18 protein-coding genes are annotated in these 25,309 nt (G+C 73.6%); 6 read left to right on the forward strand and 12 right to left on the reverse strand.

Features of this window, described 5'->3' with window-relative positions:
- Positions 1–81 precede the first annotated feature (81 nt).
- The 4 genes from pulA to ACFUJY_RS31570 all read left to right on the forward strand — a co-directional run bounded on the left by pulA (position 82) and on the right by ACFUJY_RS31570 (position 9,270).
- Complete coding sequence (gene pulA / locus ACFUJY_RS31555) at positions 82–5,406, forward strand: pullulanase-type alpha-1,6-glucosidase (protein ID WP_383305920.1); 5,325 nt, start codon at positions 82–84, stop codon at positions 5,404–5,406.
- A 98-nt stretch (positions 5,407–5,504) separates the two neighbouring features.
- Entirely contained in the window at positions 5,505–7,541 is a 2,037-nt protein-coding gene (locus tag ACFUJY_RS31560) for an ATP-binding protein (protein ID WP_383305922.1), read from the forward strand.
- Positions 7,542–7,621: 80 nt separating this feature from the next.
- Positions 7,622–7,972: a 5-carboxymethyl-2-hydroxymuconate Delta-isomerase gene (locus ACFUJY_RS31565; RefSeq protein WP_383305924.1), complete on the forward strand. Its 351-nt coding sequence runs from the start codon at positions 7,622–7,624 to the stop codon at positions 7,970–7,972.
- A 74-nt stretch (positions 7,973–8,046) separates the two neighbouring features.
- The gene (locus tag ACFUJY_RS31570; protein ID WP_383305926.1) at positions 8,047–9,270 is read left to right on the forward strand and encodes a hypothetical protein; all 1,224 of its coding nucleotides are present in this window, start codon (positions 8,047–8,049) and stop codon (positions 9,268–9,270) included.
- Positions 9,271–9,299: 29 nt separating this feature from the next.
- Here the strand turns inward: ACFUJY_RS31570 and ACFUJY_RS31575 are convergent, their stop codons facing one another.
- The 5 genes from ACFUJY_RS31575 to ACFUJY_RS31595 all read right to left on the reverse strand — a co-directional run bounded on the left by ACFUJY_RS31575 (position 9,300) and on the right by ACFUJY_RS31595 (position 14,663).
- Positions 9,300–10,022, reverse strand: a complete 723-nt coding sequence (locus ACFUJY_RS31575) for a TetR/AcrR family transcriptional regulator (RefSeq protein WP_383305928.1) — start codon at positions 10,020–10,022, stop codon at positions 9,300–9,302.
- 35 nt (positions 10,023–10,057) lie between these two features.
- Positions 10,058–11,149 (reverse strand): PDR/VanB family oxidoreductase, encoded by a 1,092-nt coding sequence (locus ACFUJY_RS31580; RefSeq protein ID WP_383305930.1) that lies wholly within the window; start codon positions 11,147–11,149, stop codon positions 10,058–10,060.
- A gap of 2 nt (positions 11,150–11,151) precedes the next feature.
- A complete protein-coding gene (locus tag ACFUJY_RS31585; RefSeq protein ID WP_383305932.1) occupies positions 11,152–12,057 on the reverse strand; it encodes a metal-dependent hydrolase in 906 nt (301 codons plus the stop codon).
- A gap of 79 nt (positions 12,058–12,136) precedes the next feature.
- Positions 12,137–14,050: a hypothetical protein gene (locus ACFUJY_RS31590; RefSeq protein WP_383305934.1), complete on the reverse strand. Its 1,914-nt coding sequence runs from the start codon at positions 14,048–14,050 to the stop codon at positions 12,137–12,139.
- A gap of 67 nt (positions 14,051–14,117) precedes the next feature.
- Positions 14,118–14,663 carry a carboxymuconolactone decarboxylase family protein gene (locus tag ACFUJY_RS31595; protein ID WP_383305936.1) on the reverse strand — a complete coding sequence of 182 codons (546 nt, stop codon included), beginning with the start codon at positions 14,661–14,663 and terminating at the stop codon, positions 14,118–14,120.
- A 69-nt stretch (positions 14,664–14,732) separates the two neighbouring features.
- On the opposite strand from ACFUJY_RS31595, the gene ACFUJY_RS31600 reads away from it, so the two are divergent.
- A complete protein-coding gene (locus tag ACFUJY_RS31600) occupies positions 14,733–15,236 on the forward strand; it encodes a MarR family winged helix-turn-helix transcriptional regulator (RefSeq protein ID WP_383305939.1) in 504 nt (167 codons plus the stop codon).
- Between the two features lie 20 nt (positions 15,237–15,256).
- On the opposite strand, the gene ACFUJY_RS31605 is transcribed toward ACFUJY_RS31600, so the two are convergent.
- Together ACFUJY_RS31605 and ACFUJY_RS31610 are read right to left on the reverse strand one after the other, a co-directional pair.
- Positions 15,257–15,904, reverse strand: a complete 648-nt coding sequence (locus ACFUJY_RS31605) for a LuxR C-terminal-related transcriptional regulator (RefSeq protein WP_383305941.1) — start codon at positions 15,902–15,904, stop codon at positions 15,257–15,259.
- Positions 15,889–17,157, reverse strand: coding sequence for a sensor histidine kinase (locus ACFUJY_RS31610; protein WP_383305943.1), 1,269 nt, complete (start codon positions 17,155–17,157; stop codon positions 15,889–15,891). The genes ACFUJY_RS31605 and ACFUJY_RS31610 overlap by 16 nt, the downstream gene beginning before the upstream one ends.
- 241 nt (positions 17,158–17,398) lie before the next feature.
- On the opposite strand from ACFUJY_RS31610, the gene ACFUJY_RS31615 reads away from it, so the two are divergent.
- Positions 17,399–19,534 (forward strand): MMPL family transporter, encoded by a 2,136-nt coding sequence (locus ACFUJY_RS31615; protein WP_383305945.1) that lies wholly within the window; start codon positions 17,399–17,401, stop codon positions 19,532–19,534.
- Positions 19,535–19,606: 72 nt separating this feature from the next.
- Here ACFUJY_RS31615 and ACFUJY_RS31620 read toward each other — a convergent pair whose 3' ends face one another.
- The 5 genes from ACFUJY_RS31620 to ACFUJY_RS31640 all read right to left on the reverse strand — a co-directional run bounded on the left by ACFUJY_RS31620 (position 19,607) and on the right by ACFUJY_RS31640 (position 25,256).
- The gene (locus ACFUJY_RS31620; RefSeq protein ID WP_383305947.1) at positions 19,607–20,191 is read right to left on the reverse strand and encodes a winged helix-turn-helix domain-containing protein; all 585 of its coding nucleotides are present in this window, start codon (positions 20,189–20,191) and stop codon (positions 19,607–19,609) included.
- 331 nt (positions 20,192–20,522) lie between these two features.
- Positions 20,523–21,434 carry a DUF6891 domain-containing protein gene (locus tag ACFUJY_RS31625; protein ID WP_383305949.1) on the reverse strand — a complete coding sequence of 304 codons (912 nt, stop codon included), beginning with the start codon at positions 21,432–21,434 and terminating at the stop codon, positions 20,523–20,525.
- 83 nt (positions 21,435–21,517) lie between these two features.
- Complete coding sequence (glnII, locus tag ACFUJY_RS31630; protein WP_383305950.1) at positions 21,518–22,552, reverse strand: glutamine synthetase; 1,035 nt, start codon at positions 22,550–22,552, stop codon at positions 21,518–21,520.
- Between the two features lie 113 nt (positions 22,553–22,665).
- The gene (locus ACFUJY_RS31635; protein ID WP_383305952.1) at positions 22,666–23,787 is read right to left on the reverse strand and encodes a hypothetical protein; all 1,122 of its coding nucleotides are present in this window, start codon (positions 23,785–23,787) and stop codon (positions 22,666–22,668) included.
- Positions 23,784–25,256, reverse strand: a complete 1,473-nt coding sequence (locus tag ACFUJY_RS31640; protein WP_383305954.1) for a hypothetical protein — start codon at positions 25,254–25,256, stop codon at positions 23,784–23,786. Before ACFUJY_RS31640 ends, ACFUJY_RS31635 begins: the two co-directional genes overlap by 4 nt.
- Positions 25,257–25,309: the final 53 nt, after the last annotated feature.

Below are 25,309 nucleotides of genomic sequence, written 5' to 3' on the forward strand. Positions count from 1 at the left end.
GCCACTCACCCGCCGGACGGGCCGTCCCCCAGCGGCCCGTCCGGCCCCGCACACCCCCGTACCCCTCCGAGGAGAGTCCGAGTGAAACGTCCGTACCCGCGCGTGCCCGCACGCAGAACGGCGACCGCCGTCGTCGCGGCCGCCCTGTGCGCGGCCCTGGTGCCCGCGCTGCCCGCCGCCGCGGCCCGGCCGCCCGCCGCTCCCTCGGACGCCAAGCTGGCCGCCCAGGCCACCCGGCACGACCTGACCCGCGAGCAGTTCTACTTCGTGATGCCCGACCGGTTCGCGAACGGGGACACGGGCAACGACCGGGGCGGGCTCACCGGTTCGCGCCTGGAGACCGGCTACGACCCCACCGACAAGGGGTTCTACCAGGGCGGTGACCTCAAGGGGCTGACCGACCGGCTCGACTACATCAAGGGGCTCGGCACCACCGCCATCTGGCTCGCGCCGATCTTCAAGAACCGGCCCGTGCAGGGCACCGGCAAGGACGCCTCGGCCGGCTACCACGGCTACTGGATCACCGACTTCACCCAGGTCGACCCGCACTTCGGCACCAACGCCGACCTGACGAAGCTGATCGACAAGGCCCACCGCAAGGGCATGAAGGTCTTCTTCGACGTCATCACCAACCACACCGCGGACACCGTCGACTACGCCGAGAAGACCTACGGCTACAAGTCCAAGGGCGCCTACCCCTACCTGGACCGCGACGGCCGTCCCTTCGACGACGCCGCCGGCATGGCGAAGACGGACGCCGACTCCTTCCCGTACAAGCCGGTGAGCGGCGGCGGCAAGACGCCGTCCTGGCTCAACGACCCGACGATGTACCACAACCGCGGCGACTCCACGTACGCCGGCGAGTCCACCACCTACGGCGACTTCTCCGGCCTCGACGACCTGTGGACCGAGCGCCCCGAGGTCGTCTCCGGCATGGAGAAGATCTACGAGAAGTGGGTCCGGGACTTCGACATCGACGGGTTCCGGATCGACACCGTCAAACACGTCGACATGGACTTCTGGACCCAGTGGGCCACCGCGCTCGACGCGTACGCGGCCAGGCACGGGCGCAAGGACTTCTTCATGTTCGGCGAGGTCTACTCCTCGGACACCGCCGTCACCTCGCCCTACGTCACCCAGGGCCGGCTCGACGCCACGCTCGACTTCCCCTTCCAGGAGGCGGCCCGCCAGTACGCCTCGCAGGGCGCCCCCGCCTCGAAGCTCGCCGCCGTCTTCGGCGACGACTACCGGTACACCACCGACAAGGCCAACGCCTACGAGCAGGTGACCTTCCTCGGCAACCACGACATGGGCCGCATCGGGACCTTCCTGAAGCAGGACAACCCGAAGGCCGGCGACGCGGAACTGGTGAAGCGCGCGCAGCTGGCCGACGAGCTGATGTTCCTCAGCCGGGGCAACCCGGTCGTCTACTACGGCGACGAGCAGGGCTTCACGGGCGCCGGCGGCGACAAGGACGCCCGCCAGACGATGTTCGCCTCGAAGACCGCCGACTACCTCGACGACGACGAGCTGGGCACCGACCGCACGCACGCCTCCGACGCGTATGACGAGACCCATCCGCTCTACCGCACCATCGCCGCCCTCTCGAAGCTGACCCGGGACAACCCGGCGCTCCGCGACGGCGTCCAGACCGAGCGGTACGCCGAGGGCCCGGTGTACGCCTTCTCGCGTACGGACGCCAGGCGCGGCGACGAGTACGTGGTCGCCGTCAACAACGGCACCTCCGCGAAGACCGTGGAGCTGTCCACCGGGTCCGCCCGCATGGACTTCCGCACCCTGTACGGCGGTTCCGGCACGGTCCGCAGCGGCGCCGACAAGAAGATCACGGTCACCGTCCCGGCCCTGTCGAGCACCGTGCTCCGCGCCGCGAAGCCCCTCGCGGCCCCGGCGGCCAAGCCCTCCGTCACCCTGAAGGCCCCCGCCGCCGGCGCCACCGGCACCGTCGAGCTGACCGCCGACGTGGACGGCGGCTCGCTCAACCGGGTCGTCTTCGCCGCCCAGACCGGCAACGGCAAGTGGACCACCCTCGGCACCGCCGACCACGCCCCGTACAAGGTCACCCAGGTCATCGGCGACGACACCGCCGCCGGCACACCGCTGCGCTACAAGGCCGTCGTGGTGGACCGCGCCGGCCGCACCGCGAGCGCCACCGCCTCCTCCACCGCCGGACAGGCGCCCGCCCCCGCCAAGCCCGTCGCCGTCGAACGCGACTACGCCGTCGTCCACTACAAGCGCGCCGACGGCGACTACGACGGCCGGCAGCTGAGGTCCGGCGGGACCACCGCCGCCTTCACCGGCCGCGACGCCTACGGCGCGTTCGCGTGGGTCGAGGTGCCCGAGGGCGCCGCCACCGTCTCCTACACCGTCGAGAAGGACGGCACCGCCGAGGGGCCCGAGCGCACCGTGGACCTCGCGAAGACCGGTGAGGTGTGGATCGAGCAGGGCGAGGACGGCCAGGCCGACACCGCGCCCGACGGCGCCTACCCGGCCCAGGACACCACCAAGGCCGTCCTGCACTACTACCGCGCCGACGGCGACTACGACGGCTGGGGGCTGCACACCTGGACCGGTGCCGCGGAGCCCACGGACTGGGCCAAGCCGCTCCAGCCCGTGCGGAAGGACGCCTCCGGGCTCACCTTCGAGGTCCCGCTCACCGACGGGGCGACCTCGCTCAGCTACATCCTGCACCGGGGCGACGAGAAGGACCTCCCCAGCGACCAGGCCCTCGACCTCGCCACGTACGGCCACGAGGTGTGGCTGCTCGGCGGCCGGCCCGGCTACCTGCTCCCGCAGGCCGGCGGAGTGCCGGCGCCCGACCTCACCAAGGCCGAGGCGCAGTGGATCGACGCCGGCACGGTCGTCTGGAAGGTGAAGGCCACCGAGGCCACCAGCCAGCAGCTCGTGTACGCCCAGAAGGGCGGCATCACCGTCGAGGACGGCGCCCTCAGCGACGAGGGCCAGTGGCTGCGCCTCACCCCGTCCGCGCTGACCGACGCCCAGAAGGCGAAGTACCCGCACCTCAAGGACTACCCCGCCTTCACCGTGGACGCCCGGGACCGCGACCGCGTCCGCGAGGCCCTGCGCGGCCAGCTCATCGCCACGCAGCGCGCCGCCAACGGGGCTCTGCTCGCCGCCACCGGGGTGCAGAGCGCCGGGGTCCTCGACGACCTCTACGGCGCGAAGGCGAGCGGTGCCGCCCTCGGCCCGGTCTTCCGCCACGGCACCCCCACCCTCTCGGTGTGGGCGCCCACCGCCCGTACCGTCGCGCTCGAACTCGACGGGAAGACGGTCCGCATGCGGCGCGACGACCGCACCGGCGTCTGGTCCGTCACCGGCAGGAGGAACTGGAAGGGCAAGCCCTACCGGTACGTGGTGAACGTCTGGGCGCCCACCGTCCAGAAGCTCGTCACCAACAAGGTCACCGACCCCTACTCCACCGCGCTCACCGCCGACTCCGCCCGCAGCCTCGTCGTGGACCTGGAGGACCGCGACCTCGCCCCCAGGGGCTGGGACAAGCTCCGCAAGCCCGCCGCCGTACCGCTGCGTGACGCACAGATCCAGGAGCTCCAGATCCGCGACTTCTCCATCGCGGACCCCACCTCGAAGCACCCCGGCGAGTACCTGGCCTTCACCGACACCCGCTCCGACGGGATGAAGCACCTGAAGCAGCTCGCCGACGCGGGCACCAGCTACGTCCACCTGCTGCCCGCCTTCGACATCGGCACCATCCCCGAGAAGAAGAAGGACCAGCAGAAGCCCGCCTGCGACCTTTCCGTCTACGCCCCCGACTCCGCCGAGCAGCAGGCGTGCGTGGCGAAGGCCGCCGCGAAGGACGCCTTCAACTGGGGCTACGACCCGCTGCACTACACCGTCCCCGAGGGCAGCTACGCCTCCGACCCGGACGGCACGAAGCGCACGGTCGAGTTCCGGCGGATGGTCCAGGGCATCAACGGCGCCGGACTGCGGACCGTCATGGACGTCGTCTACAACCACACCGTCGCCTCCGGCCAGGACGGCAAGTCCGTCCTCGACCGGATCGTGCCCGGCTACTACCAGCGGCTGCTGGAGGACGGCACCGTCGCCACCTCCACCTGCTGCGCCAACACCGCCCCCGAGAACACCATGATGGGCAAGCTCGTCGTGGACTCGATCGTCACCTGGGCCAAGGAGTACAAGGTCGACGGCTTCCGCTTCGACCTGATGGGACACCACCCCAAGGCCAACATCCTGGCCGTCCGCAAGGCCCTCGACGCGCTGACCCCCGCCAAGGACGGCGTGGACGGCAAGAAGATCATCCTGTACGGGGAGGGCTGGAACTTCGGAGAGATCGCCGACGACGCCCGCTTCGTCCAGGCCACCCAGAAGAACATGGCCGGCACCGGCATCGCCACCTTCTCCGACCGGGCCCGCGACGCCGTACGCGGCGGCTCCCCGTTCGACGAGGACCCCGGCGTGCAGGGCTTCGCCACCGGCCTCTACACCGACCCCAACACCTCCACCGCCAACGGCACGAAGGCCGAGCAGAAGGCCCGTCTGCTGCACTACCAGGACCTGATCAAGGTCGGCCTCACCGGCAACCTCGCCGACTACACCTTCACCGACACCTCCGGGAACACCGTCAAGGGCTCCGGGGTCGACTACAACGGCGCCCCGGCCGGCTATGCCGCCGCACCCGGTGACGCCCTCGCCTACGCCGACGCCCACGACAACGAGACCCTGTACGACGCGCTCGCCTTCAAGCTCCCGGCGGACACCCCGGCCGCCGACCGGGCCCGCATGCAGGTCCTGGCCATGGCGACGGCGACCCTCTCGCAGGGCCCCGCGCTCTCCCAGGCCGGCACGGACCTGCTGCGCTCCAAGTCGCTGGACCGCAACTCCTTCGACAGCGGTGACTGGTTCAACGCCCTGCACTGGGACTGCCGGGCCGGCAACGGCTTCGGGCGCGGACTGCCGCCGGCCGCGGACAACGAGGCCAAGTGGCCCTACGCGAAGCCCCTGCTGACCAACGCCACGGTCACCCCGGGCTGCGCACAGATCGACGGCGCCTCGGCCGCGTACCGCGACCTGCTCACCATCCGCACCACGGAGAAGGACTTCGACCTGACATCCGCCGCACAGGTGCAGTCCCGGCTCTCCTTCCCGCTGTCCGGCGAGGACGAGACGCCCGGCGTGATCACCATGCGCCTCGGCAAGCTGGTCGTCGTCTTCAACGCGGCCCCCAAGGCCACCACCCAGAAGGTCGCCGCGCTCGCCGGCCAGAACTACGCCCTGCACCCCGTACAGGCGAAGGGCGCGGATTCTACCGTCAAGAAGGCCTCGTACGAGCGGAGTTCGGGCAGCTTCACCGTTCCGGGACGCACGGTGGCGGTGTTCACCCTGCGCTGACCGTTACGGGACTACCGTGTGGGCAGCCGCCCGGGGGTGTCGCTCCACGCCACCCCCGGGCGCGCGCCTTTCACTCCACCTGTGCAGCGACGGTGACGATGGCCAGCAACCTTCCCGAGGAGACCACCAGCTTTGTCGGACGGACGGCGGAGCTCACCGGGCTCGAACACGCCCTCGCCACCGGCCGGCTGACCACCCTCACCGGCACCGGAGGCGTGGGGAAGACCAGGCTCGCGCTCCGCGCCGCCCGTCGTGCCGTACCCGGCTACCGCGACGGCGTCCGCTGGGCCGACCTCGCCCCGCTGCACGACGACGAACTCCTCCTCGCCACCGTCTCCGACGCCGTCGGCCTCAGCGACCACACCCTGCGCCCGCCCGTCGACGTGCTGTGCGAATGGCTCGCCGACAAACGGCTCCTGCTCGTCCTGGACTCCTGCGAGCACCTGCGCCCCGCCTGCGCCCACCTCCTCGGCGAGATCCTGACCACCTCGCCGGGACTCACCGTCCTCGCCACCAGCCGCCAGCCCCTGGACCTCCGGGGCGAACAGCTCGTGGAGGTCGACCCGCTGCCCGTCGACGGCGCCGCCGACGCGCTCACCCTCTTCCGGGAACGGGCCACGGCCGCCGCCCCGGCCACCCCCTTCCGGGAGCCCGGCACCGCCGAGGCCGCCGCCGACATCTGCCGCCGCCTCGACGGCATCCCGCTCGCCATCGAACTCGCCGCCGCGGCGGTCGGCCGGCAGAGCGTCCAGGAGATCGCCCAGCGCCTCGGCTCCCGGCTCGACGTCTTCGCCGACACCACCCTCCGCCCGGTCCGCCACCGCACCCTGCGCACCACCATCGGCTGGTCCCACGAGCTGTGCACCCCGCTCGAACGGCTCCTGTGGGCCCGGCTCACCGTGTTCCGCGGCGACTTCGACGAGGACACCGCCGTCACCGTCTGCGTCGGCGGCCCCCTCACCGGGGACGGCGTCCGCACCGCCCTGCGCGGCCTGGCCGCCAAGTCCGTCGTCACCCGCGAGGGCGCCCGCCACCGCATGCTCGACACCCTGCGCGAGTACGGCCGGATGTGGCTCGCGGAGCTGGGCGAGGAACGGTCCGCCGCCGACCGGCACGCCGCCTGCTTCCTGAGCCTCGCCCGCAACGCCCACGCCGGCTGGACCGGCGACGACCAGATCCTCTGGTACCACCGCATCGCCGACGCGCACGCCGACCTGTGCGCCGCGCTCGACCACCTCCTCGTGCACGACCCGGCCGCCGCCCAGGAGATGGCCGGCCGCATCGGCTTCTTCTGGTGCTGCTGCGGCCACCTCCCGCAGACCCGGGGCTACGCCCAGCGCGCCCTGGACACCGGACCGGCCGGCGGCCCCCACCGCACCCGGGTGCTGTGGGTGCTCGGCATCTGCGTCCTGCTCCAGGGCGACTACCCGGCCGCCGAACGCATCGGCCGCGAGTGCGTCCGCGAGGCCGCCGTGGACGGCACCGACGAGGGCATCCTCGCCGCCGCGTATCTGCGCGGACTCACCCACCTGATGACCGGCGAACCGGAGAAGGGCCTCCGCGAGGCGCAGCGGGTGCTCCGGACCACCGCGTCCGGCACCCGGCTCGAAGCGGCCTACCGGCTGCGCTGCCACCTCATCACCGTCTTCGCCCTCACCGGGCTCGGCCGGCTGGAGGAGGCCGCGTCGGCCGCCGTCGTGCTGCGGGCGGCCTGCGAGGCCCAGGACGAGTGCTGGACCCGGTCCTACGTGGACTACCAACTCGCCCTGATCGCCCTGCTCCAGGGCCGCGCCGAACCCGCCGCCGCGCACGCCCGGGCCATGCTCGCCGGCAAGCACCGGCTCCGCGACCGCTTCGGCATCGCGCTCGGCCTGGACATCCTGGCCGCCGCCATCGCCGCCCAGGGCGAAGGGGCCAGGGCCGCCCGGGTCTACGGCACCGGACAGGTCTACTGGCGGATGGTCGGCCACCCCCAGCGCGGCACCCCCGAACTCGGCCCGGTCCGCGAGACCTGCGAGCGGCGCGCCCGGGAGGCGGTCGGCGACGCGGCGTACCGGCGCGCCTTCGAACAGGGCCGGGCCGCCAGCGCGGAGGCGGGCCTCGCGCTGGCGCTGCACGGGGAGCTGCTCACATAGTGAATCCCGGTTGTGCGCCCTCGCCGGCACGGGAAGGCTGGGCGGCGTCCGTCCACGCCCCGACCGCCCCGGAGGCCGTCATGCCGCAGATCACCGTCGACTACTCCGCCGAGCTCGCCGAAGCCTTCGACCGCCCCGCGTTCGCCCTCGCGCTGCACCCGGTCGTCGCCGAGACCGTCGACACCAAGATCGCCGCCTGCAAGACCCGGTTCCGCCGGGCCGAGGAGACCGTGGTCGCGGACGCGCCGGACGGCGACGCGCTCGTGCACGTGGACATCTCGCTGCTGCCCGGCCGCACCCCGGAGACCAAGGCCCGGCTCACCGAGGCCGTCCTGGAGCTCCTGCGCGCCCACCTCGGCGCGGTCACCGGACACACGCTGCACCTCTCGGCGGAGGCGCGGGACCTGGACCCCTCGTACCGCAAGGTCTGACCGGGACCGGGTGCAACCCGGCGGGCGGACCACGGCACTTACCGGGTGAGACCGTCTCCGGAAGGAACCACCCCGTGCTGAAGCACCGCCGCCGCTCACTGCTCCACGCCGCCGTGGCCACGGCCGCCCTGGCCGTCGCCCTGTCCGCTCCCGTGCCCGCCGCCGCGCAGGACGGGGCCGGGCGCACCTGGGCGGCCGAGGCGGCCCCGTACAGCGACGCCACGCTCCTCGACGTCGCGAACGTGGGGCGGGGGAGGACCTGGGCGGCCGGGTTCACCATCCGCGACGAGGGCAAGGTGACCCGCTTCCGGCCCGTCGTGGCCGAACGCGCCGAGCCCGGGGCGGCGTGGACGCCCGTGGAGTCGGCGACCGCGGCCGCCGGGGAGGTCAGCAGCCGGGTCAACGCCATGGACGCGAACGGAGGCCGTGACGTGTGGCTCGTCGGCGACGACTCCGCGGTGCTGGACGGAAAGGTGTACACCCAGCACTTCGACGGCAGGCGCTGGCGGGTCGTGCCGGCGGCGCTGCCGGAGAAGTCGGACGCCGGTTCGCTGCTGGACGTGGACGCCCGGCCGGGAGGTGCCTGGGCCGCCGGGAACGCGCAGATCGAGGTCTCCCGCACCTGGAACGAGGCGAAGGGGACCTGGAACATCCAGTACCGGACCGCCGGAATCGTCCGCCACTTCGACGGAACGGCCTGGCGCGACGTGCCGCTCCCCGAACTGCCCGGCGACTACTGGTACCTGAACGGCATCCAGGCGGTCGCCGACGACGACGTCTGGGCGGCCGGTTACGACGGCGACGGCGGCCGTCCGCTGCTGCTGCACTACGACGGCACCTCCTGGCAGCGGGTGGAGGCCCCCGGCGTCACGGACATCCCCGGGCAGGCCCAGAAGTTCGCGGTGACCGGAGACGGCGCGCTGTGGCTGGTGGGCGAGGACTGGTCGCCCGAGGACGGCTCGACGCGCGCCCTGGTCGCCCGCCACGACGCCACCGGCTGGCACGGGCTCGCGGTGCCGGACGTGCCCGCCCGGCTCTTCGGGGTCACCGCCCGCCCCGGTGGCGGGATCGCCGTCGTCGGCCAGACCCTGGGCGAGCGGCGGGACGCGCTGGCATGGGCCTGGCAGCCGGCGGGCCGGGACCGCTGGAAGGACCTCGCGCTCCCGCAGCCCGCGGCGACGGACCCGGCGGAGAACGTGGCGAGCGCGGTGACCGGCGGCCGGGCGGGGCTCACGGTGGTCGGCACCTCGACCGCCCGGGGCGCGGAACCCCAGCCGTTCGTGTCCGTACGACGCTGAAGGCCCGGGGGGCGGCGCCCGTGCCGCCCCTACGGCAGCCGCTGCGCGGGCACCGCCGGCACGGCGGGCGCGAGGGCGGAGAGCCGGGCCAGCAGATCCCCGAACGGCCCGTCCGCCGGTTCCTGCGCCAGCACCCGCAGCACGATCCCCGCCATCTCGTCGTCGTACGCCGCGCTCACGGCGGCCAGCGCGGCGAAGTCGTGCACGAGCTGCAACTCCAGCTCCGCCCGGGGCACCCGCCGCCCGTCCAGCCAGAGCAGCGCCGTCGACTCGGCGAGCGACACCCAGGACCGTACGACCAACTCCAGCCGGGCCGGGGGCTCTCCGACGTCCAGATGGGCCACGATCTGTTCGCAGGCGGCCTGGCGCACCCCGTCGATCATGGCGTTCGCCGTGGACGAGCCCACCGCCGGACCGCCCCGCATCAGCGCGGCGAACCCGGGCCCGTGCTCCTCCACGAAGTCGAAGAACCGGCGCATCACCCGCAGCAGCCGTGCGCCGAGCGGCCCTTCGTGCGGCTCCAGGAACCTGGCCGCCAGCTCGTCGGCCGCCCGGCGCAACGCCGCCTCGTACAGGCTCTGTTTGCCCGGGAAGTAGTGGTAGACCAGGGGCCGCGAGATCCCGGCCGCCGCCGCGATCTCGTCGATCGACACCTCGTCCGGCGCCCGGTGGCTGAACAACTCCAGCGCGACGCCGATCAGCTGCTGCCTGCGTTCCTCGACGCCCATCCTGCGCCGCACCCCGGTCGTCATGCCCTCCAGCGTACCGACCGGTGGGTCCGGCGGGATCAGAGGTCCAGCACCAGCCGGCCGCCGCCCCGGCAGCGGGAGACGCAGATCAGCATGGAGTCCGCGCGCTCCGCGTCCGTCAGCAGCTCGTCGCGGTGCTCCACCTCGCCCGCCAGGACGCGCTGTCGGCACGTACCGCAGAAGCCCTGCTCGCAGGAGTACGTGACATGCGGCAGTTCCGCGCGGACGGCGGCCAGCACCGACTGGTCCGCCGCGACCGGGACCGTACGCCCCGACCGGCGCAGCTCCACCTCGAACGGGGCCGCACCGGCCGGGTCCGGCCCCGCTGCCGTGAAGCGCTCCAGGTGCAGGGCGCAGCCGGGCGGCAGGGCGGCGGCGACCGCGTCCATCAAGGGCTGCGGGCCGCAGCAGTGGACCGCCGTGCCGTCGGCCGCGTCCGCGAGGGCGGCGGCGATGTCCGGGTGGCCCGCCTCGTCCTGCGGGACGACCGTGACCCGGCCGCCCGCGGCGCCCAGCTTCTCGACCTCCTCCAGGAACGGCATCGTGGCCCGGCTCCGGCCCCCGTACAGCAGTCGCCAGTCGGCGCCCTCGGCGGCCAGCCGGCGGGCCATCGGCAGGACCGGGGTGATGCCGATGCCGCCGGCGATCAGGAGGTGCGCGGGGGCGGCGGTGAGCGGGAAGCGGTTGCGCGGGCCGCGCACCTCGACCTCGGCGCCCTCGTGGAGCGCGGTGTGCACCTCGCGGGAGCCGCCCCGCCCGTCCGCCACCAGCCGGGCGGCCACGGTGTACGAGCCGGTGTCGGCGGGGTCCCCGCACAGCGAGTACTGCCGGACCAGGCCGGAGGGCAGCACCAGGTCCAGATGGGCGCCGGGCTCCCAGGCGGGCAGGTCCGGCCCCTCCAGGCGGAGCCGGACGACGCCCTCGGCGGGGCTGGTCCGCTCGGTGACCAGCAGCCGCCGCCCGGTGGTCGAACGGCGCGTGTTCCGGCCGGATATGGGTACCTCCAGCGCGGGCATCGGCCACAGCGGGGACGCGGCGACGCGGCGGCGTATCGCCCGCCGGGCGAGCAGCGCGGCTCCGGCCGCCACGGCGACCGTGCGCAGGCGGGGGAGGGGCAGGGAACGCGGCATGGTCAGCGGGCTTCCGTCGTACGGGCCTCGGCCGCGACGGCGGCGGGCGAGCGGGTGAGGTAGTCGACGGCCTGAGCCGTACTGCCCTCCTGCGAGGGGTGGTACGTACGGCTCAGGTAGCGCGGGACCGACCGCAGCATGGCCGGGGTGCTGGGCAGGGTGCCGCGCCGGCCGCTGCGGTAGAACTGCCCGAAGGACGCCTTGCCGTCCAGCAGGCTCGGGTCGTTCTCCATGAAGAACCGGGTGCCGCGCTGCCAGAGGAAGAGCAGTGCGGAGAATGCCGTCGCCCAGGTCCGCACCCGCCGCCGGTAATCGCCGTCGACATGCGTGAACACGTCGAACGCGACCGAGCGGTGCTCGACCTCCTCGGCGCCGTGCCAGCGCAGCAGGTCCAGCATGGTGGGGTCGGCCCCGCGCCGGTCCAGCTCGTCGGCGTTCAGTATCCAGTCGCCCAGGAACGCGGTGTAGTGCTCGATCGCCGCGATGGTCGCCACCCGCTCCTTCAGCCACCAGGTGCGCGCCCGCCCCGGCGGCAGCGTCCGGTCGCCGAGCAGCTTCTCGAAGAGCCAGTCCACCTGCGCGGTGTAGGGCGTCGGGTCGAGCCCCAGCTCCTTGAGGCGCGGCAGCACGTCGTCGTGGGCCTGGGAGTGCATCGCCTCCTGGCCGATGAAGCCGATGACGTCCTGGCGCAGCTCCTCGTCGTGGATGTACGGGAGCACCTGGCGGTAGACGTGGATGAACCAGCGCTCCCCGGCGGGCAGCAGGAGGTGGAGCACGTTGATGGTGTGCGTGGTGAACGGGTCGCCCGGCACCCAGTGCAGGGGCGTCCGGTCCCAGGCGAAGCTGACCCGGCGGGCCTTGAGGGAGGTCCGCTCCGATATGACCGCCGCAGGCTGCTTGTTGGACATGGTGTCAAAATACTGAGCGGTAAGCCGGGGGAACAGGGGTGTGCGCCGACTTCCGGTGCCGGGGGCCCGCGGCGGTGGTTCAGTGCAGCGCGTCGACCCGGCTGCCGTCCTTCAGCCGTCCGTGGAGCCGCGGCCGGATGCCCTCGGCCGCGGGGACCGCGAGCAGCCGCCCCCGGGCGGCCCCCGTCACCCCGCCCGACGTGGACAACGAGGCGAACTGCGCGCTGCCCGCCGCCAGGACGTACCACCGCCCGCCCGGCGACTGCCACAGCACGCCCGCCAGCACCCTGGGCGCCCGTGCCCCGCACTCCGGCGCGTCCTCCGCGCGCGCCGCGACCGCGCCGGGCGCCGCCGGGCCGGCCGCCGGGGCCTGGAACTGGGCGACGACCCTGCTCCCCGAACCCCGCCAGGTCTCCGCCCGGGTGCACAGCCAGCGCGCCGTGCCACCGTCCTCGGGCAGCGCCTGCCGGGCGTAGGTCCAGGAGTTGACCGACCGCACCCCGTGCGACCGGACCTCCCGCAGCAGACACGCGGTCCGCGCCCAGCTCTCCCGCTCGGCCCGCCCGGTGACGTCGTGCGGGCTCCCCGGCGCGCCCGAGGTCAGCCGGGCCGGGGCCAGCTCGCCCAGGTCCGTGACCAGCCGCACCGATGAGTCCCCGGTCAGCTCGACGGCCGCCCAGGACCGGCAGCCGGAGCCCGCCGCCGGGTCGGCCAGCGGGCCGGTCACCCCGTCCGGGGAGCGGTCCAGCGGGCGGGGCGCCCGGTCCGGGGCGCGCAGGTCCCGCACCCGGACGCCCCGCACCCAGGGCGCCGTCAGATACCGCACCCCGTCCCCGGTCCTGGCCACCACCAGCGCGCCCGACGACGCCTCGTCCGCCCCGTCCACCCGGGCGAAGTCGAGGGCGGCACCCAGCGCCGGGTCGGCGTTGCGCGGCTCGGCGTACCGCACGACGCGCAGTCCGTCGTGGAACAGCACCACCGCGGAGTCCCCCACCTCACCCGCGTACAGCAGCTGCGGGGCGCCCATCGGGGGGCCCGTGGGCGTGCCGGGCGTCGCCGAGGTCCGGACCCCGGCGCCGGGCCGGGCCCACACTTCAAGGGCCCGCCGCAGCAGCCGGGTGTCCTGAGTGCGGTCGCCGCGCGTGGGCCAGACGGTGAAGTCGGTACGCGCCGAGCGGAGCCAGTACCCCGCGGGCACCCGGCGCAACGCCCCCGGGTCCAGGGCCGCTTCGGCCGCCGGATTGCGCGCGTACAGCGGGGCGGACCGCGCCGCGTGCCCCCAGCCGTCGCCGGGCAGCGCGAACAGCGCCCCGCACACCAGGAGCGCGGCGCCGGCCGCCAGCGCGGTGCGGGCCCGTCTGCGGCGGGCCGGCAGATCGGGCGGCCGGGCCTGGAGCGAGCAGGGGTCGAACTCCGGCGAGCCCAGCAGCGCGTAGCCGGCCCGCACCCCGTCCGCCTCGGTGAGGGCCGCGTGCGGATCGGCGACCCCGGAGGCGGCCAGCTCCCGCCGGACCTCTCCGTCCGGGAGCCCCTCCAGGCCGCGCAGGACGAACGCGGCCCGGGCGGGGGCGGTGAGCGCCGCCAGCTCCCGCTCCAGGGCGAGTTCCCCGGCGCCGCCCGGGTGCGGGAGCAGGCGCAGGCCCCACGCCCACGGCAGGGCGGGCGGCAACGGGGTGCGGCGCGGCCGGAACCGCGGGCGTCCGGCCGCCAGTGCCCGGCGCAGCACCTGGCGCCGCACGTGGGCGTACCCGGGGTCGGCGTCGTCGGCGCGGCGGGGGCGGGGGACGGCTGCCGCACCGGCGCGGCGGGCCGCCTGGAGGGAGCGCTGGGCGAGGGCGTGGGCGGCGAACACCCGCCGGGCACGGCTCGGCGAGGGCGGCAGCAGGAGGTAGCCGATCCGCACCAGCCGCGGGTAGTGCTCGACCAGCGCGGCCTCGGCCTGTTCCGCGTCGGCCGGGGCGACGGCCGGCGGTAGCTCTGACGGTGGGCGCACATTCAGCTGAACGAGCGAATGGTGCGATGGTCACTCCGGGCGGCGCACGCCGGACGCCCCGCAGGCGTCAGGCGAACCGGGCCAGAGGGCCGTCGACGGGGGCGCCCGTCATCCGGTTGGCGAAGGTGGACAGGGTGTAGGTGGCGATGCCGAGGGTCACCTCCAACGCGTTGCGCGCGGTGTATCCGTGGGCCGTGAACGCCTCGATCGCCGCGTCGTCGACGGCCCCGTTCGCGGCGAGGACGGCCAGTGTGAACTGCCGCAGGGCTTCCAGCCGTTCGCCCGGGAGCGGGGTGCCCTCGCGCAGGGCGGCGACGAGGGCGGGCTCGGCGTCCAGGGCGGTGAGTATGCCGGTGTGCATCGCCACGCAGAGGTGGCAGCCGTTCCGGGTGGCCATGGTCATGCTCAGGACCTCGCGCGAGAGCTTGTCCAGGGTGGTGGACTCGAAGAGCGCGTTCATTCTGAGGAAGCCGTCCAGCACCTCGGGGGAGGTGGCCATCCGCCCGGCGGCGGCCGGCAGAAAACCCTGCTTCCGGGCGATGGCGGCCAGTCCGGACCGGGCGGCGGCGGGGGCGGATTCGACGGTGTGGTCGGGGAAGGCGGTCGCGGGCATGGTGGGACCTCTCGGCTAAACTCGACAACGTGATTGACGAAAACGTAAACCAGGTTGTCGAGTTTCGCAATGGCTGAGCGTGAGCACGGCCGTGCCGGGGCGCGCCCCGACGAGGCGGGCCGGGGCTTCGAGCTGCCCCTCCTGCTGTTCGCCGGCTTCCGTACGGTCATCGATGCGCTCCACCGCGAGCTGGCCGAGCAGGGCCACCCGGACATGCGGCCCGCCTACGGCTACGCCCTCCAGGCCGTCGGCGTCGAGGGGGCGACCGCCAGCGAGATCGGCCGCCGCCTCGGTGTCTCCAAGCAGGCCGCCGGCAAGACCGTCGACAGGCTGGAGAGCCTCGGTTACGTGGAACGCGCCGACGACCCGGCCGACGGGCGCCGCAAGCTGGTCCTGCTGACCCCGCGCGGCATCGACGTGCTCCGCCGGTCCGCCGAGGGCTTCGACCGGCTGCGCGCCGAGTGGGTCCGGGTCCTCGGTGCCGAACGGGTCCGCGCCCTGGAGGACGACCTGCGCACGATGGCCCCGGACGGCGCCTTCCGGCTCGATGTGGCGGCCTGGTTCAACGGCTGAGCGCAGCCGCTGTCGCGCTCCTAACCCCGGTCCAGATACGCCAGGACGGCCAGGACGCGGCGGTTGTCGTCGTCGGACGGCGGCAGGCCCAGCTTCCCGAAGATGTTCGAGGTGTGCTTGGCCACCGCCCGCTCCGTGATCACCATCTGCGAGGCGATCGCCGCGTTCGACCGGCCCTGGGCCATCAGCTCCATGACCTCCCGCTCCCGCGGGGTCAGCCCGCCCATCGGTTTGTCCTGCGAACGCCGGGTCAGGAGCTGCGAGATGACCTGCGGGTCCATCGCCGTACCGCCCGCCGCGACCCGGCGGACCGCGTCGATGAACTGGTCCGCGTCGAACACCCGGTCCTTGAGCAGGTACCCGATCCCGCCGTTGCCGTCCGCCAGCAGCTCGCGCGCGTACAGCTGCTCGACGTGCTGGGAGAGCACGAGGACGGGCAGCCCGGGCCGCGCCCGCCGGGCCGCCAGCGCGCACTGCAGGCCCTCGTCCGTGTGGGACGGCGGGAGCCGGACGTCGACGACCGCGACGTCCGGCTCCAACTCGGCGAGGGCCTTGGCGAGTTCCGGCCCGGTCTCGACGGCGGCCGCGATCTCGAAGTCGTACGCCTCCAGCATCCGCACCAGGCCGTCGCGCAGCAGGAAGAGATCTTCGGCTAGGACAACTCGCAAGGAATCTCCATGGTCACCATGGTGGGACCGCCCGCGGGACTGCTGACGGCCATGATGCCGTCGAATGTACCGAGCCGCCGTTCGATTCCGCTCAGCCCCGAGCCCGCGCCCACCGAGGCGCCGCCCTTCCCGTCGTCCGTGACCGTGAACCTCAGCGACCCGTCGCTGTGGCGCAGGTCCACCCAGATCCGGTCGGCCCCCGAGTGCTTCGCCGCGTTCGTCAGCGCCTCGCTGATCGCGAAGTACGCCGCCGACTCCACCGGCGCCTCCGCCCGGCCGCCCAGCTCCACGTCCACGTCGCACGCGATCGGCAGTCGCAGCGCCAGCGCCTTCACCGCGTCCCCGAGCCCGCGCTCGGCCAGCACCGGCGGGTGGATGCCCCGGACCAGGTCGCGCAGCTCCGTCAGCGCCTCGGCCGAGGACTCCCGGGCCATCGCCAGGAGCCGCTTCGCCTGCGCCGGGTCCTTCTCGATCAGCGCCTCGACGGTGCCGAGGTTCATCCCCATCGCGACCAGCCGGGCCTGCGCCCCGTCGTGCAGATCCCGCTCGATGCGCCGCAGCTCGGAAGCGGCCGTGTCCACCGCCTCGTGCCGGGTCTCGGTCAGCCGGTCGATGCGCAGCGCGAGTTCCTGCTCCTGGGTCGGCGCGAGCACCGACCGGGCGAGCACGAAGTGCGTCCGCAGCAGCTGTTCGCTCAGCAGCACCCCGGCCGCGAAGATGACCACGCCGAGCGCGGCGGCCATCAGCCCCGTCGCCTGGCTGTCGACCGGGACGAACGCGTACCAGTACCGGTCGTCCGTGAAGACCCGCCACAGCCCCGCCGCCAGGACGACCCCCTCCACCGGGTAGAGCAGCAGCGCCGCGGCCAGGATCGCCACCGTGTAGCCGGCCGTCATGTCGACCAGCATCCACCGCATGTCCCGCCAGGTCGCCGGGTCCTTCAGCATCAGCGTGGTCCGCTCCACCTGCCCGGTGAACCCGCTCCGCAGATCCTTCGGGAACGGCCGGTACGGGACCGGGATGCGCACGTCCGACCAGGTGATCGCGAGCAGCCTGCGCTGGTTGGCGTGCTTGCGGACCGCCTCCAGGATGTACGGCGTGGTCACCAGGCCGATGCCCAGCGGGATCATGGCCATCGAGACCAGCGCCAGCGAGAACAGCGTGCACGAGCCCGCGAGGGCGGCGAACGACACCACCAGCCCGCGCCACGCGGCCAGCAGCGCCGACCCGATCCGTCCCCGTTTCGCGTCCATCCCGGTCCCTCTTCCCCTCGCCGGGCCCTCGTACCGGCCCCGTGTCGCACACAGTCTGACCCGGCACACCCGGCGCGGGGCAGCCGGTCCACCACCCGGTGGGGGTGTACCCAGCACCACCCCCCGTTCCTCGCCCTATGTGCCGCGTGACCGGGGGTTTCACCGGCTGGGGCGGCCGGCCCCGCGTTCCTAGATTCGAGGGGCATCGTCGGACTTCCACCAAACAGGGGGCGAACCCGCCATGAGGCGTAACCTCGCGGCACGTATCGGTGTGTGGAGCGCACACCACCGCAAGACGGCCGTTCTCGGCTGGCTGCTCTTCGTCGTACTCGCCGCGGGCATCGGCGGTGCCTCGGGCATGGTCGAGACGACCGACGCCGAGAACGGCGCGGGCGACTCGGCCCGCGCCGAGCAGATCCTCTCCGACGCCGGGCTCAGCCACCGGGCCGGCGAACTCGTCATGGTGTCCTCCGCCGAGCCGGACGGCTGGCGCACCGCCGCCCGTGAGCTGACCGCCGCCCTCCAGGGCACCGGCGAGGTCACCGGCCTGGCGGACCCGGTCGCGTCGAAGGACCGCGAGGACGCGCTGATCACCTTCGAGATGAAGGGCGACCCCGACACGGCCCCCGACCGGGTGCAGCCCGTCCTGGACGCGGTCGCCGGCGTCGGGCAGGGGCACCCCGACGTCACCGTCAGCCAGTTCGGCGACGCCAGCGCCGGCAAGTGGCTCGGCGACCTGCTCGCGGACGACTTCAAGAAGGCCGAGTTCACCGCCGTACCGCTGGCCCTCGGCATCCTGCTGGTCGCCTTCGGCGCCGTCGTCGCAGCCCTGCTGCCCGTCGGGCTCGCGCTCACCGCGTGCATGGCCGCCTTCGGCCTGCTCTCGCTCGCCAGCCACCAGCTGCACCTGTTCCAGACCACCTACTCCGTGATGTTCCTGATGGGCTTCGCCGTCGGCGTCGACTACTGCCTGTTCTACCTGCGCCGCGAACGCGACGAGCGGGCCGCCGGACGGGACGCCGACACCGCCCTGCGCATCGCCGCGGCCACCAGCGGCCGGGCCGTCCTGGTCTCCGGGGTCACCGTGATGGTCGCCATGGCCGGGATGTTCCTGTCCGGGCTGATGCTCTTCAAGGGCTTCGCCCTCGCCACGATCACCGTCGTGTTCATCGCCATGCTCGGCTCCGTCACCGTGCTGCCCGCCCTGCTGTCCTGGCTCGGCGACCGCATCGAGGCCGGCCGGGTGCCGCTGCTGAACCGGCGCGGCAAGCGGGGCGACAAGCAGAGCGGCCGCATCGCCGGCCGGGTGCTGCGCCCCGTCCTCGGCCGCCCGAAGTTCTTCGCCGCCGCCTCCGTCGCCGTCCTGCTGGTGCTCGCCGCGCCCGCGATCGGCATGAAGACCGAATCCCTGGGCCTGGAGAAGCAGTTCGGCTCCGACTCCACGCTGTCCGTCGCCTACCGCCACATCAGCGAGACCTTCCCCGGCGGCCCCGCGCCGGCCCAGGTCGTCGTCGCGGCCGACGACATCACCGCCCCGGCCGTACGCGAGGCCCTCGCCGGCTTCGACCACGTCACCGTGCACCGGGCGGAGAACGTCGCCGAGTTCGAGGTCCCGCTGCCCGGCGGCGAGAAGGACCTCACCGCCCTGCGCGAGGACCGCCTGCCCGCCGCCTTCGACCCCACCGGCGCCCGCGCCTACGTCACCGGCGAGGTGGCCGGGTCCGTCGACTTCAACGACCAGCTGAAGCGCGGAATCGCCCCCGTCTTCCTCTTCATCGCCGCCGTGACGTTCCTGCTGATGCTGTTCTGCTTCCGCTCGTACGTGATCGCCGTGACGTCCATCGTCCTCAACCTGCTCTCCGTGGCCGCCGCGTACGGGGTGATGACGGCGGTCTTCCAGCACGGCTGGGGCGCCGACCTCATCGGCTCGGAGGGCGTCGGCGCGGTCGAGTCCTGGATGCCGCTGTTCGTCCTCGTCGTCCTGTTCGGCCTCTCGATGGACTACCACGTCTTCGTGGTCTCCCGTATCCGCGAGGCCCACGGCCGGGGGATCGGCAACCGGGCCGCGATCGACGAGGGCGTCCGACGCACGGCCGGCGCGGTGACCGGGGCGGCCGTGATCATGGTGGCGGTGTTCTCGGTCTTCGCGACCCTGTCCATGCAGGACATGCAGCAGATGGGCGTCGGCCTCGCGGTCGCGGTCCTGCTGGACGCCACGCTCGTACGGATGGTGCTGCTGCCCTCCGTGATGGCGCTGCTCGGCGAACGCAACTGGCGCACCCCGCGCGGCCTGCGCCGGCTGCCGGTCCTGGACCACGGCGACCCCGCTGCCGCCCAGGCACCGGCGCCGGACCCGGTCGGGCCCGCCCCGCGCTGACCCGGCGCACCAGGCGGGCCCCGGTTCCGGTGACGTGTACCGGTACCGGGGCCCGCCCTTTCGGTCTGCCCGTCAGGGCGTGTACTTGTACCCGACCCGGCGCACGGTCTGGATCGACCGGCGGTGCTCGGCGCCCAGCTTGCGGCGCAGCCGGGCGATGTGGACGTCGACGGTGCGGCCGTCGCCCACGTGCCCGTATCCCCAGACCGTCGTCACCAGCTGGTCGCGGGTGTGGACGCGGTGGGGATGCGCCACCAAGTGGGCGAGGAGCTCGAATTCCAGGTAGGTGAGGTCCAGCGCCCGGCCGTCCACGGAGGCGGAGCGCTGTACGGGGTCGATGGTCACCGGGCCCGCCGGCCCCGGCTCCGGCGTCGCCGGCTCCGGCACCGCGTACCGCGCGGCGACGGCGGCGAAGGCCGGCTGCTGGTCGGCGGGCACCAGCACCAGGTAACCGACCATCGGCGGACGGCCCGGCAGGCTGGGCAGGGTGTGCTGGGGGGCGGGCAGCCAGGTCGTACCCGGCGTCAGGAGCGCCGAGACGTCGGCCGGCCGGACGCCCTCGTCGGGGGCGACGGCGCGCAGCCGGTGCCGGTCGGGGGAGGAGGGGCGGACCGTGGAGGTCGCAGCGACAGCGGAGAAGGTACGGGTGTTCGCCATGAGGGGTCAGCTCTTTCGCGCGAAGGAGTCGTCGGTGGACGGACTTGCCGCGTGCGCGCGGACCGGAGGCCGGGTGAGGGCTTCAGAGGGCCGGCGCGGTCAGCGCGCGGCAACACACCCGGTCGAAGTCGTGGTGCTGACGGGAGGGCCAGAACGGCTCGAGGTCGCTGCGACCGGTCGAGGTGTGCGGGAAGCTGGCCATGCCCCCATTGAAGCAGAGAACCCGCGCCGACGCGCCCCCCCTCCCGCGAGCCCGGCATGATCCGGACGAAGGGCCCTGGGGCCTGTATTGAGTTGTGGCGCGGTGTCGCGCCACAACTCGATACAGGCCCTAACCCACCAACCGCTTGCGCCAGTCCAGGTCCGTCAGCTCGATGGCCTTGTCCGGCGAACCGTCCCACTCCACCGTCAGCCCGGCCTCGCGCAGCGCGGCCACCACCTCCCGGCCCACCGCGGCCGTCGCCTCCGCGGAGTCGTCGAATCCGCCGTAGTACAGCGCGAGGCCGTGCCCGGCCGCCGCGCTCTCCGTGCCCTGGTTGTGGAAGAAGACGAAGCCCCTGGCGTCCTCGCGCCCGGCCGCCCCGATCTCGCTCATCCCGCACGAGCGGCAGCACGTGAAATGCTCCCGGGCCGTGATGCCGCTCCGGTCCAGCCGGGCGAACGCCCGCTCCAGCCGGTCCGGGTCCGTCACCTCCGCCCAGCCCCGCTGCTCCTCGACCCGCTCCAGCCAGAGCCTTTCCACCAACTCCCCCGCCTGGGCCCGGGAGACCGGCCGCTCCCCGTCCTTCACGAGATAGTCCTCGGCCGTCTCGGTGAGCGTGCGCACAGTGCCGTAACCGCCGCGCAGCAGCTCCCGGATGCGCGTCTCCAGCGTCTGCCGGACCTCCTGCGCGAGCTCCGGCACGGGCTCCGGCTCCGGTATCCCGGCGCTCTCCCAGCCGGTCCCCGCGTCCCAGCCGGGCTCCTCGCGCGCCCAGCGCGTCATCAGCGCGGCGACCCGCTCGGGGTCGCGGACGACCGTACGGACATGGCTCGCCGCCGTGCCCGTGCGGTGCTCCAACTCGTAGTCTCCGCCGGCCTCGTGCCACACCTGGATGAAGGTGCCGGGGATGTCCGGTATCCGCTGGACGACCAGGAAGTTGTCCCCGCGCCCGCCGATGCGGTGCACGAGGTCCCCGAGCTCCTCGGCGGAAACACGGGTGTGGGTCTGCTGGTTCTCGGTCTCGACCTTGACGCTGAGCATGCGCCCAGCCTGGCACACGGCACTGACGACGAAGGGAGCCCACCTCCCCCGCGGCGGGCTCCCTTCGCGTGTGCCGGGCCGGATCAGACCTGGCCGGCCTTCTCCAGGGCCGAGCAGCAGGTGTCCACGATCAGCCGCGTGACGACGTACGGGTCGACGTTCGCGTTCGGACGGCGGTCCTCGATGTAGCCCTTGCCGTCCTGCTCGACCTGCCACGGGATGCGCACCGAGGCGCCGCGGTCGGACACGCCGTAGCTGTACTCGTTCCACGGGGCGGTCTCGTGCAGACCGGTCAGCCGGTCGTCGATGCCCGCGCCGTAGTTCTTGACGTGGTCCATCGGCTTCGAGCCCTCGCCCAGCGACTCGCAGGCCGTGATGATCGCGTCGTAGCCCTCGCGCATCGCCTTGGTGGAGAAGTTGGTGTGCGCGCCCGCACCGTTCCAGTCGCCCTTGACCGGCTTCGGGTCGAGGGTCGCGGACACGTTGAAGTCCTCGGCGGTGCGGTAGAGCAGCCAGCGGGCGATCCACAGCTGGTCGGAGACCTCCAGCGGCGACAGCGGGCCCACCTGGAACTCCCACTGGCCCGGCATGACCTCGGCGTTGATGCCCGAGATGCCCAGACCCGCCTTCAGGCAGTTGTCGAGGTGCTTCTCCACGATCTCGCGGCCGAAGATCTCGTCCGAGCCGACGCCGCAGTAGTAGCCGCCCTGCGCGGCCGGGAAGCCGCCCTCGGGGAAGCCGAGCGGCCGGTGGCCGTCGAAGAAGGTGTACTCCTGCTCGATGCCGAAGATCGCCTCCTGCCCGGCGAACTGCTCGGCGACCGGACGCAGCAGCGCCCGCGTGTTGGACGCGTGCGGGGTCATGTCGATGTCGAAGACCTCGCACAGGACGAGGATGTCGTCGCCGCCGCGGATCGGGTCCGGGCAGCTGAAGACCGGCTTCAGCACCCGGTCCGAGGCGTGGCCCTCCGCCTGGTTGGTGCTCGACCCGTCGAAGCCCCAGACGGGCAGCGCGGACACGTCGGACGAGGCGCTGCCGGACATGATCTTCGTCTTGGAACGGAGCTTGGCGGTCGGCTCGGTGCCGTCGATCCAGATGTACTCAGCCTTGAACGTCACGGAAGCCATCCTTTGCGGGTGCTGCGGTCTATGCGCCGCAGCTTCGCAAGCCGCGATTTCCCGGCCGTTGCCCTCGTGTGAACCCCGTGTTACCGAGGTTTCCGACGGTGTCCTCAGCCGTGCCGGTCCCTCAGCAGCGCCTCGAAGCCCGCCCTCGTGATCCGCCTCCGCAGCTCCGCCTCGCTCGTCCCCAGGCCCCGCGCGGCGTCCGGGAGCCGCCAGTCCGCGTCGGCCAGCCGGTGCAGCAGATGGCCCCGGCGGATCTGCGCGTCGGACAGGCGGAACGTCTTCAGGTACGCGACCCGGCCCTTGTGGTCGGTGATCGTCTCGCCGATGTGCTGCCCGCGGCCGTCGCGTACGAAGGGCGGCAGGAACCGCCACAGCGTGAACGCCCCCATCCGGTACACCTGGTCGAAGCCGTACGAGCCGTCCAGCAGGTCGCGCGCGAACAGCGCGTCGTGCGCCTCGGCCCACACCCGCTCCTGCTCCCGCGCCGCCGCCCGCAGCGCGTCGAGCGTCCGCAGGTGCGGCCCGTCCGCGATGCGCGCCCCGAACTCCGGCACCGGCGCCCCGTACCACGCGTACTGGTGCACCAGCTCCCCGTACAGGTCCTCCACCAGCGTCGGGTGCAGGAGCCGGTAGTCGTCGGGGTGCGGCACGACGAAGGCGGCGGCCAGGGCATCGGCCGCGTACACCAGCACCCCGCACTGGCCCGGGTGGATCTCGAACGCCCGCAGCGCGTCCCCCAGCCCGCGCACCGACCAGCCGAGGTACGCGTCCTCGGCGCGCGGCGAGAGCCCGTCCCGCAGCGCCTGCCGCGACCACTCCTCCCAGGCCGTCGACGGGCCCCCGAAGTGCAGCGCGAGATAGCCCTCCAGCGCCAGGTGCAGCGGCAGGAACCGCAGCCGGTCCCCGGGCCGCCGCTTGGCGAGCCGGTGATGGCGGTGGCGCGGCAGCCGGACGGTCCGGGCCGGAGCCCCGCCGTCCGTGCCCAGCTGTGTCCCGTACGCGGCGCTCCGCGCCCCCTCGCCGGACCAGTCGGCGACGAAACCGTGCGGGACGTACGAGGTGTAGTGGGCACGCGGACCCACCGCCACCGCCCCGAGGCCGCCGTACACCTCCCGGTGCAGCCGCAGCCCGTCGACGGGGCTCTCGCGCACCAGCGGCACCAGCCGGATGCCGCCCCACACCTGCGACGGCCGGACGGCGAGCCCGGTCAGCTCCAGCCTGTTCATCGCGGCCCTCCCTCCTCACCCGTCCCCGTGAACCGGGCGACCCGCCGGTCCAGATACGCGTACAGCTCGGCGGCCCCCGTCCGCCCCTCGGAGAACCGCGCGATCTCCACCAGCGCCGGCAGGTCCTCCGCGTCCCGGATGCCCGCCGTCGGCACACTCGCCGACAGCCGCCGCACGTCGAAACCGTCCGCGTCGTATACGGGGTTCACATGCACCACCGCCGTCCGCCGGTCCGGATCGAGCCGGGTCCGCCACACCCGCAGCACCTCGCCGGCCAGCCCGGGCGGCGCGTTGTCCCAGCCGTCCGAGACGATGACCAGCCGCTCCGGAGCGTGCTCCAGGGCGTCGACGATCCGGGTGCCGAGCGGTGTCGGCCCCCACGGCCGCACCAGCAGCGGGTCACCGGTCCCGGAGGTCCACAGCGGGGTGTATTCGCCGGGCCCGGCGAGCGCCTCCAGCAGGTAGTGGCAGGCCAGTGCCACGGCGAGCGGACGCCGCCGCTTCTCGCCCGAGCCCGACGACGAGTAGCTGTCGTCCAGCACGGCGGCCACCCGGCCCCAGCTCCCCGCGTGCGGACCGGCCGCGCGCCGGGCGGCGGCGCGCAGGGCGCGGGTCAGCTCCGCCCGGTGCCGCACCCTCGCGTCCCGGTCCAGCGACAGCACGTACAGGGCGAGCCGGGTCAGCGGCATCCCCGTCGGATCGGTGTCCGGCAGCCCGTCCGACGCAGCCGCCCGCTGCCCCTGGGTGCGCAGCCGCTCCAGGCGGGTCATCCGGGGTGCCATGCGCTCCACGAACGCCTCGCGCGCCATCCCGTGCCGGGCCGCGAAACCCTCCGCGACGGTGAACGGCAGCTCGCCGACCGCGTCCTGCTCGTAGTGCGCCCGGCGCCAGGCCTCCAGCAGCCGGTGCTCGTAGCGCGGCAGCGCCCCCGGCTGGAACAGGAACGCGCCCAGCTCCCCGCCCGGCCCGTCGAGCCGCAGATGGGCGTGGCGGACGGCGGCCTTCAGTCCGGCCCGGTACTTCACCGCGTCGTGCGCCGCGTCCGGCCGGGCGGCCAGCCAGTCCCGCATGATCGCCCGGGTCCGGCGGTTGTTCACCTTCGCCGCACGCAGCTCCCGGAACAGCCGGTAGACCCGCTGCGGCGGCAGCGCCGACAGCCGGGCCGCGATCAGCCGCCCCTCGGTGCGCTTCTCCTCCGGCGAGGCGTCGGCCGCGGACTCCAGCAGCCCGCGCACGACTCGCACGGCGTTGTGGTCGTTGATGTCCAGGGCCAGCGACGCCGCGTACACCCGGCGGTAGTTGACCCGTACGTACTCGTGCAGGAAGTCGAGCGAGAGCCGCTGCCGGTACGCCTGGGAGCGGAACTCGCGCTGCCCCGTCGCGGTGATCGCGGCGTTCACGAAGAGGAGCACGTCCTCGGCGGCGACCAGGTCGGCGAAGGTCTCGGTGCCGGTTGCGGCGGTCGTCATGGTGGGTCCCCCGTGGTGTTCCCGCACGGCGGTTCGCGCATGCGGAAGCCGGC

This window comes from Streptomyces sp. NPDC057249 (assembly GCF_042669245.1).
GTDB lineage: Bacteria > Actinomycetota > Actinomycetes > Streptomycetales > Streptomycetaceae > Streptomyces.

Coding starts and splice junctions, on each gene's coding strand:
- ACFUJY_RS31560 (WP_383305922.1), top strand. CDS start 5,505: ATGGCCAGCAACCTTCCCGAGGAGACCACCAGCTTTGTCGGACGGACG.
- ACFUJY_RS31565 (WP_383305924.1), top strand. CDS start 7,622: ATGCCGCAGATCACCGTCGACTACTCCGCCGAGCTCGCCGAAGCCTTC.
- ACFUJY_RS31575 (WP_383305928.1), bottom strand. CDS start 10,022: ATGACGACCGGGGTGCGGCGCAGGATGGGCGTCGAGGAACGCAGGCAG.
- ACFUJY_RS31580 (WP_383305930.1), bottom strand. CDS start 11,149: ATGCCGCGTTCCCTGCCCCTCCCCCGCCTGCGCACGGTCGCCGTGGCG.
- ACFUJY_RS31585 (WP_383305932.1), bottom strand. CDS start 12,057: ATGTCCAACAAGCAGCCTGCGGCGGTCATATCGGAGCGGACCTCCCTC.
- ACFUJY_RS31595 (WP_383305936.1), bottom strand. CDS start 14,663: ATGCCCGCGACCGCCTTCCCCGACCACACCGTCGAATCCGCCCCCGCC.
- ACFUJY_RS31600 (WP_383305939.1), top strand. CDS start 14,733: ATGGCTGAGCGTGAGCACGGCCGTGCCGGGGCGCGCCCCGACGAGGCG.
- ACFUJY_RS31610 (WP_383305943.1), bottom strand. CDS start 17,157: ATGGACGCGAAACGGGGACGGATCGGGTCGGCGCTGCTGGCCGCGTGG.
- ACFUJY_RS31615 (WP_383305945.1), top strand. CDS start 17,399: ATGAGGCGTAACCTCGCGGCACGTATCGGTGTGTGGAGCGCACACCAC.
- ACFUJY_RS31620 (WP_383305947.1), bottom strand. CDS start 20,191: ATGGCGAACACCCGTACCTTCTCCGCTGTCGCTGCGACCTCCACGGTC.
- ACFUJY_RS31625 (WP_383305949.1), bottom strand. CDS start 21,434: ATGCTCAGCGTCAAGGTCGAGACCGAGAACCAGCAGACCCACACCCGT.
- ACFUJY_RS31635 (WP_383305952.1), bottom strand. CDS start 23,787: ATGAACAGGCTGGAGCTGACCGGGCTCGCCGTCCGGCCGTCGCAGGTG.
- ACFUJY_RS31640 (WP_383305954.1), bottom strand. CDS start 25,256: ATGACGACCGCCGCAACCGGCACCGAGACCTTCGCCGACCTGGTCGCC.